The 10,407-nt window shown below is 59.2% G+C and carries 8 protein-coding genes; 6 read left to right on the top strand and 2 right to left on the bottom strand.

Features of this window, described 5'->3' with window-relative positions:
* The first annotated feature begins 294 nt into the window (after nucleotides 1-294).
* From L6R21_08245 to L6R21_08220, 6 genes are all read left to right on the top strand, one after another.
* Nucleotides 295-2,622: an FHA domain-containing protein gene (locus L6R21_08245; protein MCK6559177.1), complete on the top strand. Its 2,328-nt coding sequence runs from the start codon at nucleotides 295-297 to the stop codon at nucleotides 2,620-2,622.
* Between the two features lie 4 nt (nucleotides 2,623-2,626).
* Nucleotides 2,627-3,445, top strand: a complete 819-nt coding sequence (locus L6R21_08240) for a Stp1/IreP family PP2C-type Ser/Thr phosphatase (GenBank protein MCK6559176.1) — start codon at nucleotides 2,627-2,629, stop codon at nucleotides 3,443-3,445.
* Nucleotides 3,446-3,569: 124 nt separating this feature from the next.
* Nucleotides 3,570-4,505 (top strand): hypothetical protein, encoded by a 936-nt coding sequence (locus L6R21_08235; protein ID MCK6559175.1) that lies wholly within the window; start codon nucleotides 3,570-3,572, stop codon nucleotides 4,503-4,505.
* Nucleotides 4,506-4,728: 223 nt separating this feature from the next.
* On the top strand, nucleotides 4,729-5,511 hold the full coding sequence (locus L6R21_08230) for an RluA family pseudouridine synthase (protein ID MCK6559174.1): 783 nt from the start codon (nucleotides 4,729-4,731) through the stop codon (nucleotides 5,509-5,511).
* A 105-nt stretch (nucleotides 5,512-5,616) separates the two neighbouring features.
* On the top strand, nucleotides 5,617-6,306 hold the full coding sequence (locus tag L6R21_08225) for an HAD family hydrolase (protein MCK6559173.1): 690 nt from the start codon (nucleotides 5,617-5,619) through the stop codon (nucleotides 6,304-6,306).
* Between the two features lie 385 nt (nucleotides 6,307-6,691).
* Nucleotides 6,692-7,078, top strand: a complete 387-nt coding sequence (locus L6R21_08220; protein ID MCK6559172.1) for an STAS domain-containing protein — start codon at nucleotides 6,692-6,694, stop codon at nucleotides 7,076-7,078.
* Between the two features lie 7 nt (nucleotides 7,079-7,085).
* Here L6R21_08220 and L6R21_08215 read toward each other — a convergent pair whose 3' ends face one another.
* Together L6R21_08215 and L6R21_08210 are read right to left on the bottom strand one after the other, a co-directional pair.
* The gene (locus L6R21_08215) at nucleotides 7,086-9,182 is read right to left on the bottom strand and encodes a tetratricopeptide repeat protein (protein ID MCK6559171.1); all 2,097 of its coding nucleotides are present in this window, start codon (nucleotides 9,180-9,182) and stop codon (nucleotides 7,086-7,088) included.
* Nucleotides 9,163-10,233 (bottom strand): LacI family transcriptional regulator, encoded by a 1,071-nt coding sequence (locus L6R21_08210; protein ID MCK6559170.1) that lies wholly within the window; start codon nucleotides 10,231-10,233, stop codon nucleotides 9,163-9,165. The genes L6R21_08215 and L6R21_08210 overlap by 20 nt, the downstream gene beginning before the upstream one ends.
* Nucleotides 10,234-10,407 lie beyond the last annotated feature (174 nt).

Below are 10,407 nucleotides of genomic sequence, written 5' to 3'. Positions count from 1 at the left end.
GATTGGGTAACACATATTATGAGGCAACGACGCCATTTCAAAAAAACCTTCGGTAACAATATTTATGAGCCAATGCGTTGTGGCGGAGGCGGCAAGAAACTTCTTGCAAAAGACTGGCAAATCCGCTAAGATGCAGCGCCGGTCGCGGCGAAAATTATGTTTGAATTGCAGTGCTCGCGTGCCGGTAAATCAACACTGTGCTTTGCCAATCGAGGACAGCAACGATCGCCGCGCTCCGCGGCGGGCAAGGCCACGCTGGCTGCAAGGACGTGAACACTTTTGGAAAGGATTTCCATGAGCCTCAATCCCGAGGTGCTGCCCGACGGCACCATCATTCTCTCCCAGCCGGCGCGCTTGCCGGAGGTATTGGATCTGCTGGTGGTGGGCGGAGGCCCGGCGGGCACGGCCACCGCCTTTCGCGCCCGGGAACTCGGGCTGGCCGCGCTGGTCATCGACTTCGATGACTTGATGAAGCGCATCCGCGATTACGCCAAAGACAAACTCATTCTGCCGGATTATGGCGGCGGCGATCAAATGCAATTTCCCAGGGGCGGCGAGCTGATCAATGCCCTGCATTTCACGCCGATGGACAAGGACGAAATGTGCCGCCAGTGGAAAGCCTGCTATCGCACCTTCAACGTGCCGGCACAAATCGGCGTCGAGTTGACCGGCCTGCAGCGCAACCGCGACGGCAGTTGGCGGGCGCGGGCCTACAACCATCGCACCAAATCCGAACAATTCTACACCGCGCGGCACGTCGCCATCACCATTGGCCGCGGTGTGCCGCGGCGTTTTGACATCCCCGGCAATACCGATGGCATCGCCTATCGCCTGAGCGATGCTGCGTACTATCTCGGCGAACCGGCTTGTGTCATCGGCGGCGGCACTTCGGCAGCAGAGGCGGTGATTGCCATCTCGAACGCCAAAACGCGGGCTGATGATGCCACCGCGGTTTACTGGTCCTATCGCGGCGACAAACTTCCGAAAGTTTCCAAAGCGCTGGCGGAAGTGTTCTTTGAAGCTTTCATGGCCAACGGCAATATCCGGCAGTTTCCCTGCAGCGAGCCGGTGGCGGTCTTGACCGCCGAAGATCGCAAGGAGTATCTTTCCGTGCGTACCGAGCGGCGCCGCATTCCCGGCCGGCCCAGTGAAACCGTGCATCTCGAATTCGCCAAGGAATTTTGCATTGCTTGCATCGGCGAGGACATTCCCGAGCCGTTTCTGAGTTCGCTGGGCATCGACATGGTGGCGGGCGGGCCGCAGGGCAAGAAGCGCTTTATCGTCAATCCTCTGCTGGAAACGCGGCAGCCTAATGTCTATTTGCTGGGCGACATTCTGAGTCCGGCTTATTTCGAGACCGAAGATTTCAATGCCGATCCCGCCGGCTTCCGCGAGATCAAGCGCCGCGGCAACATCAAGGCGGCGTTGCGCGACGGCGTGCTGGTGGCGGAAGCCGTGGCGCAAAAGCTGGCAGGCAAAACCAGCATCCGTATCGACCTCGAGTTCGACGAAGAACCGAAACCGGCGCCGCCGCTGCGCCGGATCGGCACCGTGGTGGTGGAGAGTGAAGGTCCGCCCAAAGCCGGCTTGCAAGCAGCAGCCGTGGAGGAACACACCGCCTGTCTGGTGCGCATTCTCGCCGGCAACGTCGAAGCCGACGAATTCCCGTTGCGCGACGAGGGCCTCACCACCATCGGCCGCTCCGGTTGTGATTTGAGTTTTCCGGAGGACGTGCTGCTCTCTGAAAAGCATGCTTCGCTGCTCTACGATCGCAGTGACGGCACCTATCTTCTGCGCGACGACGGCAGCGCCAACGGTGTTTTCGTGAGATTGCAGCAGGCCAGTCCGCGTGAAATCGCGCCGGGCAGTCTGGTGCGCGTGGGCCGGCAGTTTCTGCTCTTCGGCAGGGAGAACGGCGTCCCGCTCCTGGTGCATTTCGATGCCGAAGGTAAACCCGTTGGCCGCCATCCGCTGACGGAACGCACGCAGGTTTTGGGCCGCGAAGCGCCGGACCTCACGCTCGACGCCAAAGACATGACACTTTCGCGCCGCCATCTCGCAGTTCGCCTGGAGCGCGGCATGATGAAGATCAAGGACCTGGGCAGCGCCAACGGCACGTTCCTCAAGATCCGGGGCGCCATGCCGCTGGTCGAGGGTGATCAATTTCGCCTGGGGCAGCAGCTTTTTCTGTTGCGGCTGCGCACTTTCGCGCCGCGCCGCACCGTGCTGTTCAACACCAAGCCAGGCGTTGCGAATCCACCGGCGCCCGCGGCCGCGCCCGTGCGCGCCGCCACGCCCCAGCCGCAGCCTGCTGGAACGCCCCTGCCGGAAGGTCTGGTGGTGCGGTTCAAGAATTTCAACAAAACCGTCCCCTTCCGGCCGGGGCAATCGATCTGCGAGATTGCCGAGAAACACGGCTTGGCAATCAAAGCCGATTGCCGCATCGGCAGTTGCGGCATGGATCCGATTCGCATTCTGGCCGGCCGCGAGAATCTAAACGAAATCGGCGACGAAGAGCAGGGTACGCTGGAAGACATCAACAAACTCGAGCCGGGTGAATATCGCCTCGCCTGCCTGGCCAGGCCCGCCGGCCCGGTGACGGTTGAGATCCTAAAAAAATGAGGATATGGAACAGGGGCTGAGCATCTCTTTTGGGAGCGCATCCGATCGCGGCCTGAAGCGCGAAGAGAATCAAGACAGCTTTGGCAAATTCCCCGCGGAGGACGCCTCGCTGCAAACGCCCAAGGGCCAACTCTTCGTGGTTGCCGATGGCATGGGCGGCCATGCCGGCGGCAGCGAGGCCAGCCGCATGGCAGTGCGCATCATCGCAGAAACGTATTTCGCCGAACAGCAGGCGGATCTTCCCCACAGCCTGCAGCGCGCTTTGACCGTGGCCAATCAGCGCATCTACCAAGCCTCCAACACCAGCTTCGAGTTCTATGGCATGGGCACGACCTGCACCGCGCTGGCGCTGCAGGGCGGCACGGGCTGTGTCGCGCACGTGGGCGACAGCCGCGCTTATCGCATCAACCCGGACAAGATCGAGCAGCTCACCCAGGATCATTCCAAGGTCGCGGAGATGCAGCGCCTCGGCATGATCACCGCCGAGGAAGCGCGCCGCCATCCGGAGAAGTCGCATCTTTATCGCGCGCTCGGCATCTACACCGAGCTCGAAGTGGACATGATTCCCAACCTCAGCCTCGCGCCCGGCGATCACTTCTTGTTGTGCACCGACGGCCTGGCCAAAGTCGATCCCAGCGAATTGAAGAAGATTGTACTCTCTCACGCCCCGCAGAAGGCCTGCGAGAAACTCGTGGCGTTGGCCAATGCTCGCGGCGGTGAAGACAATGCCACGGTGCAAGTCATTCGTGTGCTGCCGGGAAATGCCGCGCGTACAGGATTTCTTTCCCGGGTTGTGCGCAGGTGGCGCCGCTTTTGGATTTGAAGATCTGAGTGTGGTCCTAATATTCGGAGTTAGGGCAGAGAAAAGGGAGATAAGAGTGATTTGGATCGAATAGTACATATCTTGTGATTTAGATTGAACAACTAAAAAAAGGAGACATCATACCATGACGATTTCAACCAGATTTTGCACAAATGGAGCGCTCATGGTTTTCGTATTGCTCTCGACTATACTTCAGGGGTGTCATCCTAAAGCAAAAAATGGCAAAGTGGATATATATGGATGCAATGAGCCCCCGCCAGACGTTTTTACGGCTGCCGGAGTTGATCTAAAGTTTACTCAGACACAGTTTTGGAAGGTTGTAACAGGTGAAGTGATTTTGAAGACCGATCCTAGAGTAATCTCACTGGCTAGCAAAGCGATGACTGATGAACGCATCAGATCATATCTGCGATGTTTAGCAATTCATCGTGATAAGTATACACCTGAACAAGCCACATATCTTGAACAGATGTATCTTTTCATGAATACACAACCTCCACCGACCCCAGTTCAATTCAAAGAATGGCAAAACAGCAACCCTTTCCCGACTTCATCTGGCAGCATCAATATTGAAGATTCGCCTGGAGCAACTGCTCAATACATGATCAACAGTCCCAATTCCGTCCAGTTCAAATTGGACAACTTGATCATTGTTCAAGATATTGAAGACACGCAGAAGCAGTCATTCTTCTTGAATATTCACAAACTGGATGCAGAACCGAATTACATCATTGAGATGCGTCCAGGCCTCGGATCATGGGCACCATTTTTCTGTGCTGTTCCGGCAGAGGAAGTTGCAAAGACGAGATATATGTCTCAAGTGACGATTATGCGAGGAAGCAAAAACAGATTACCCACGCGTTTGCTTATTTTCAATACACATTTTACACCAAGCAATGACAAAAAGTGGATGATTGCATGGACTGATGCTGAGGCGACGCCAACACAGAGTTACTATGCTTTTTTTAGGAAGCTGCCGAGTAAGATCGCCTTCGGTGCTCTCGATGGGCCGGCGCGGTATGTAGTCGATATTCAAAATTGGCTTGAGATTAAGAAGTGAACATTGAAGGACAGAGTTGCATAATAGAAAATCCAATGCCCTCACATCGGCCGTGCCGGACTGAGGAGCAGTGGCGTGAATTTCATGAATCGAAAATTCAAAGTCTTTTCTTCGAATAACGTTTGTCTCGCCCCGCAACCGGTGAGTCTGGCGTTCTCGACACCTCGACCCAGCCGAGGTTGGAACATTTTCGAACGGACACTGCACAATAAGGATGCCTGGCATGACCGGCCGCGATCTACATTACTTCGATGAACCCCGGCAACAGAAATGGCGCATCCCGGTTCTGTTTGAAGATGAAGCGCTGCTGGTGCTCAACAAGCCCGCCGGCTTGCCGGTGATTCCCGAACGCTGGCATCCCGAGTGGCCCTGCCTGCGCAGCGTGGCCGAAGAAAGGTTGGGCACACCCCTGTTCGTGGTGCATCGCATCGACAGCGGCACCAGCGGCCTGGTGCTGCTCGCCAAAACCGAGGGCAGCCATCGCGCCCTGAGTCTGCAATTCGAGCAGCACCACGTGGAGAAAACCTATCTCGCCCTCGTGCGCGGCGAGGTGGTGGAAGAAGCGCTCACCGTGCAACAGCCGCTGGCCGAACATCCCAGCCGGCCGGGCGTGATGATCGTTGCGCGCGACGGCAAACCGGCCCTCACCTCCATTCGCGTGCTCGAGCGCTTTCGCGGGGCGACGCTGCTGGAAGCCCAGCCGCAAACCGGACGGCAGCATCAGATTCGCGTGCATTTGCAGGCGCTCGGGCATCCGCTGCTGGTTGATCCGCTTTATGGTCAGGCCGAAACGTTTCTGCTCTCCTCGATCAAACCCGGCTATCATCTCAACCCGGGCGAAACCGAGCAGCCCTTGATCAAACGTCTGACGCTGCACGCCGCCGCACTGCTGCTGCATCATCCCGCCAGCCGCGAGCAGATCGGATTCACCGCGCCGGCCCCCAAGGATTTCCAAGCGGTGTTGAAGAGCCTGCGCAAGTATGCCGCCAGAACGAGGGCACGATGAGGCGAAGGCTCAGTTCGTGAGAAGTTGCTGCATGACTTGCCCAACAAACCGTGCGTACGTATTCGCTCTTCTTTATTCACCCAACTGCCGAGACACTCCCGAACCATGACTCCTCCGCCGACCCTGCAAGCCGTTTTCTTCGATGTGGGCCAGACGATTTTCTCCCCGGACTACCCTTTTTTTCAGGAAATGCTGGCGCGTTTCGGCGTGCACACCAGCATCGAGGCGCTCAGCAAGGGCGCCGCGCTGGGCCGCGAGAAGTTTTTCCGCGGCAACCGCGGCGAACAGTGGAAGGATTTCTTTACTTTTTGGCTGCGCTTCGTCGGCGCCGCGCCCGAGCATATTGCCGCCATGTTGCAAATGATCTACGAACGCCACCAGCGCGATCATTTGTGGAATTACGTCGAACCGACGGCGCGGCAAACCTTCGCCGCGCTGCGGGAAATTGGCCTTCGCCTCGGCATTATTTCCAATGCCGACGGCAAGGTTGCCCGCCTGCTCGAACAACAGGGCCTCGCCCATTTCTTTGCGTGTGTGATCGACTCCCACCTCGTCGGCGTGGAAAAACCCGATCCCGAAATTTTCAAGCTGGCGTTGGCGCAACTGCAGGTGCCCGCGGCGAACTGCCTTTACGTGGGCGACAACTACGACAATGATGTCATCGGCGCGCGCCGGGCCGGTTTGCGGCCGGTGTTAATCGACCCCTTCGCCGTCGTGCCGGAAAACGATGTCACGCGCATCAAAACGTTGAGCGAGCTTTTGGAGGTTTTGCCGCGCTTTGAACAGCTTGCCTGACATCTGCAAAAGCGCCTCATTTTTCCCTCCCTGCGCTTGCGTGCCTGCCGAATGCCGGCAGACCCGGCGAGATGCCGGACCCGAAATCAGACTCCCTCCCATTCTGTAACAAACCTCTCTGCCGTGCCGGCACAGAACGTTACAGCCGGCCACGACCACTAGCGCGATTCGCGCGCGGTGAATGCAAGTTCTTTGAAATTGCAGGCACGACGCGCCTGCGCAAGCAAACGGAATCGCCTCGCGGCCCGGGCGGCTTTGGTACGCGAATTGTTGTTGCCTTTCGCTGCACGGCGGCAGGCATCATTTGGCCGGAACAATCATCGCCTGCAGGCACACATTGCCGGCGATTCAGTCAGGCGGGAAACAACAAGCGGAGGTTCACAGCATGGCACGAGTGCAGATTCAACTGGATCAGTGTGGGAGGACTGTTGCCCGCGGCAGTGCCGGCCGGGAGCCGGTGGCAACCGTGGCGGTCGAAATGAAAGAGGCGGAACCGTGCGTTGCGCTTGAGCTGCAGGGCGTGATCAGCGGCGCGAGCGCGCAGCGGTTGGCGGAATTCCTGGCGCTCGCTTCCCAACTGGTTGCTGCGCGTTGGACGCTGCAAATGCAGGGGCTGGCGGTGCTCAGCGGCCGCGGCCTGCAAAGTTTGATTGGCTTTGCGCGGCTCATTGGCCGGCGCGGCAGCAAACTGGAGATTATTGGCATCAGTGAAAGCGTGCACGCCACCCTGCGCGACCTGAACTTGATACAGGCCTTTGGCTGGGCGGATTGAAGGCGGCTCAACGCGCCGGTTGAGGCGACGCCAGACTGCGACGCAGTTGCGCCACTTCGGCGCTGCCAGGCATCAGCTTTTCCAATTGCGCAACGCAAGTCCGAGCAGGCTCGGTTTGTCCCAACATGAGGTGGGCGGTCGCAAGGTTGTAGAGCGTCCGGCCGTCCCCCGGCGCGAGCTGCAGCGCTTTTTGCAGATACGGCAGGCTTTGCGCCGGCTGCCCGCGGTTGAGCAGAATCGCGCCCACGACTTGATAGGCTTCCAGCGAAGGCGTGAGGGCCAGCGCGCGCAGCATGCGATCCTGCGCGCGATCGAAATCCTGCAGGTTGGCATACAGCAGCCCGGCGCGAATATAAGGCGAAGGGTTGTGCGGTGTTTGCAGAATGAGCGCCTCATATTCCTTCACGGCGAGCTCGAGGCGGCCCTTTTTCTCGTAATCTTCTGCCAGCAAGACGTGCACTTTTTCCCAGGTTTGCTCGCGCCGCCACATGGCATAGGCGAGTGACTGCAGATAATCCTTCGGCTGATACCGCAGCGGCCAGCTGCGTTCGCGCGGCACGAACGGCCAGTTGTTCAGCAACACCGCCATGCGGATGGCGGCCACTTCCTCATCCAGCGCGGTGACGCCGCGCTCCTGCCAGTAAACCGAGTCCGGCCGTGCCCGGGTTTGATCCCAATCCACTGCAATCATCCCCTGCTGTTGCAGGGCGCGGCACAACTCGGCTGCCATGAGAAAATAGCCGTGCAAATTCGGATGCACGTGTTCGAGTAACAGATGGTTGCCGATCAAGCCGTGCGGCGAGGCTCGGGTAAAGGCGGCGTGCACATCAACCAACACCGCGCCGGTGGCCTGCGCGACTTCAGCGAGGCCGTGGTTGAAATCTGTGGCGGCACGGAAACGCAGGCCGTCGAGGTCGCGGCTGGTTTGATATGCGGCAGCCGCCTCGGCAAAACGGCCCATGCCCTCCAAAATTCTCGCCCGCTGAAAATGCAGGCAGGCGGGTGCGGCATCGACTTGCTGCAGGGAATCGCAAAGCGCGAGCGCCGCCTGGAGATTGCCTTGCGTGGCGAGTTGCCGGCTGCGCTCCAGCGCTGCGAGAAAAGTCGCGCGCGGTGTGACGGGATTGAAAATGTCGGCAAAGGGCGGCAGATCGCGTTCATTGCTCACGAGATTCGCCAGCAGTACCGTCACGCCCTGCCGTTGCGCGGCGTTGATCAAGTCTTTCAAATTGGCAGTGAAGAACTCCCGCGCGCGGCGGTACTTTTCACTTTGATATGGGATGGCCTGATCTCCCACCATTTGTTCCATCAAAGTGGCGTTGGCATTGCCGGCCGGGGAGTGCGCTGGCCCGAACCATTTTTGCACTGCAGCAATTTGAGCGCGCAGAAACCGCATGATTTTGAATTGCTGCAGCTCGAGATATAAATTGATCAGGCTGCGCCAGCGGCCTAGGGACTCGGTGGAGGCCACGCCGAGCGCGCCATAAAATTCGTTGTGGCCGCAGTAGATGATCAGGGCATCCGGCTGTTGCGCCAGCAGCTCCGGGCCTAAATCCCGCAAGGCAAAGCTGTTGATCGCGGGCATGGCGAGATTGGCGATTTCAATCTCGCGATCGGGAAAGTAATCGCGCAAGCGTTGCTGCAGCATTTTGGACATGCTGCCGTTGTACAGGTAGGGATAGCCGGCGGTGGTGGATTCCCCCAGCACAAAAATGCGGTAGGTTCCCGGTGGCTTGGCCGTCCGCACGAGGTCGTTGGAAACCTCCGGCGCCACAGCCAGTGCGGGAAAGTAGCGCCGCCCCACGTTCTCGTTGATTTTCAAATAGCCCGGCGCGGTCTCCGCAGGCACGAACAAGGCAAGACTGCCGCCGTAGTCGGTCAGCCGCAACAGCGCTTCACACAGCAACAGCAACAACAACGGCACGGCAGGCAGCAGGATTTTGAAGACACGTTCGCGGCGTTGCCGCTGCGCGGCCGCCTCCTGTTCGCGGAAGGCCTTGACCGCGCCCGGTTCGAGGCCGAGTTTCTTGCCGATCTTGGCATCGGAGGTGGATCTTGCCAAAGCGCGCACGCGCCTTTTTTGTTCATCCGAGAGGGACGGCATCACGGTCTCGCAGGACTTTGAGCCTGGCGCCGCAGGTTTCGCGCACCACCAGGCGGGTATCGAAGCGGTGCTGCCGCTGGGCGGACAGCGGCTCCTCGTTGATCTTGGCCATCAGCTTCTCCACTGCCAGATCGCCCATCTCGGGGATGGGCTGCTTCATCGTGGTCAAACCGATCAATTCCGCCAATTCGACGTCATCGAAGCCCACCACGGCGACATCCTCCGGCACGCGCAAGCCGTGCTGCAGAATCGCGCGCAGGGCGCCCACCGCTTGAATATCGCTGGCAACGAACACCGCTGCGGGCCGCGGCAGCCCGGCCGCCAGCAGCCGTTGCATGCACAGATCACCGGCGACTTTGTTGAAGCCGTCGTTCGGTGCCGCCCCCTCTTCCGCCAGCGCATCGCTGGAGATGATCCACGCCGGCGCCGGCGTGAGGCCGGCATCCTGCAGAGCGCGAAGGTAACCAGCCTGGCGTTCCTGCGCCGGCCGGCTGTCGCGATGGCCGTTGATCATGGCAATGCGGCGATGGCCCAGGTTCAGCAGATGCCGCACCGCCAGGTAAGCGCCTTCTTCGTTGTTCACGGTAATCGAATCATGCGCGGGATGGTAGGCATCCACCAGCACCAGCGGCAGCTTGCGCTGCAGATACTGGCGGGAGTAGACGTCTGAGAGTCGCATGGAAACCAGCAGCACACCGTCCACGCGGCGTTGCTGCAAAACGTGCTTGAAGAAGTGTTCCTTCTTCTGGAGATCGTCGACGCCGTAAAGCACGAGGTCGTATTTGTGGCGGGAGATGGCAGCCTGGATGCTGCGCAGCAATTCTACATAGAAATAGCCGGTGAAGAACGGCACGATCGCGCCGATGGTGTGGGTGCGCCGCCAGGCCAGATTGCGGGCCATCGCGTGCGGCTGGTAGTTCATCTCCTTGATGGCCTTCAGCACTTTGGCGCGCGTTTCCGGCGAAATCTGCGAGCTGTTGTTGAGTACGCGTGAGACGGTTCCGATGCCCACGCCCGCGCGTTCGGCAACTTCATAGATGGTGACATGCATGGCAAGTGATGACCTCAGACAGGCAGAGCCGCGTTCAGAAGGCCGGGGCAGCAATGCGGGCGAATGACTCGAGGTGATGAGGCTGCCGGGCGTCATGTGTGGAAGGCCTTCCAAGAAGACCGGCGAAAGTATACTCAACGCGCCTGCGTTTGTCAAGCTGTTTGTGCGGCGCAA

The organism is bacterium (assembly GCA_023150945.1).
Classification (GTDB): domain Bacteria; phylum Zhuqueibacterota; class Zhuqueibacteria; order Zhuqueibacterales; family Zhuqueibacteraceae; genus Coneutiohabitans.
This window is presented reverse-complemented; position numbering and strand designations above follow the sequence as displayed.

What these genes read in the sequence shown, in the direction of transcription:
- L6R21_08220 (MCK6559172.1), top strand. Translation starts at nt 6,692, where the DNA reads ATGGCACGAGTGCAGATTCAACTGGATCAGTGTGGGAGGACTGTTGCC.
- L6R21_08210 (MCK6559170.1), bottom strand. Translation starts at nt 10,233, where the DNA reads ATGCATGTCACCATCTATGAAGTTGCCGAACGCGCGGGCGTGGGCATC.
- L6R21_08215 (MCK6559171.1), bottom strand. Translation starts at nt 9,182, where the DNA reads ATGCCGTCCCTCTCGGATGAACAAAAAAGGCGCGTGCGCGCTTTGGCA.
- L6R21_08235 (MCK6559175.1), top strand. Translation starts at nt 3,570, where the DNA reads ATGACGATTTCAACCAGATTTTGCACAAATGGAGCGCTCATGGTTTTC.
- L6R21_08230 (MCK6559174.1), top strand. Translation starts at nt 4,729, where the DNA reads ATGACCGGCCGCGATCTACATTACTTCGATGAACCCCGGCAACAGAAA.
- L6R21_08245 (MCK6559177.1), top strand. Translation starts at nt 295, where the DNA reads ATGAGCCTCAATCCCGAGGTGCTGCCCGACGGCACCATCATTCTCTCC.
- L6R21_08225 (MCK6559173.1), top strand. Translation starts at nt 5,617, where the DNA reads ATGACTCCTCCGCCGACCCTGCAAGCCGTTTTCTTCGATGTGGGCCAG.
- L6R21_08240 (MCK6559176.1), top strand. Translation starts at nt 2,627, where the DNA reads ATGGAACAGGGGCTGAGCATCTCTTTTGGGAGCGCATCCGATCGCGGC.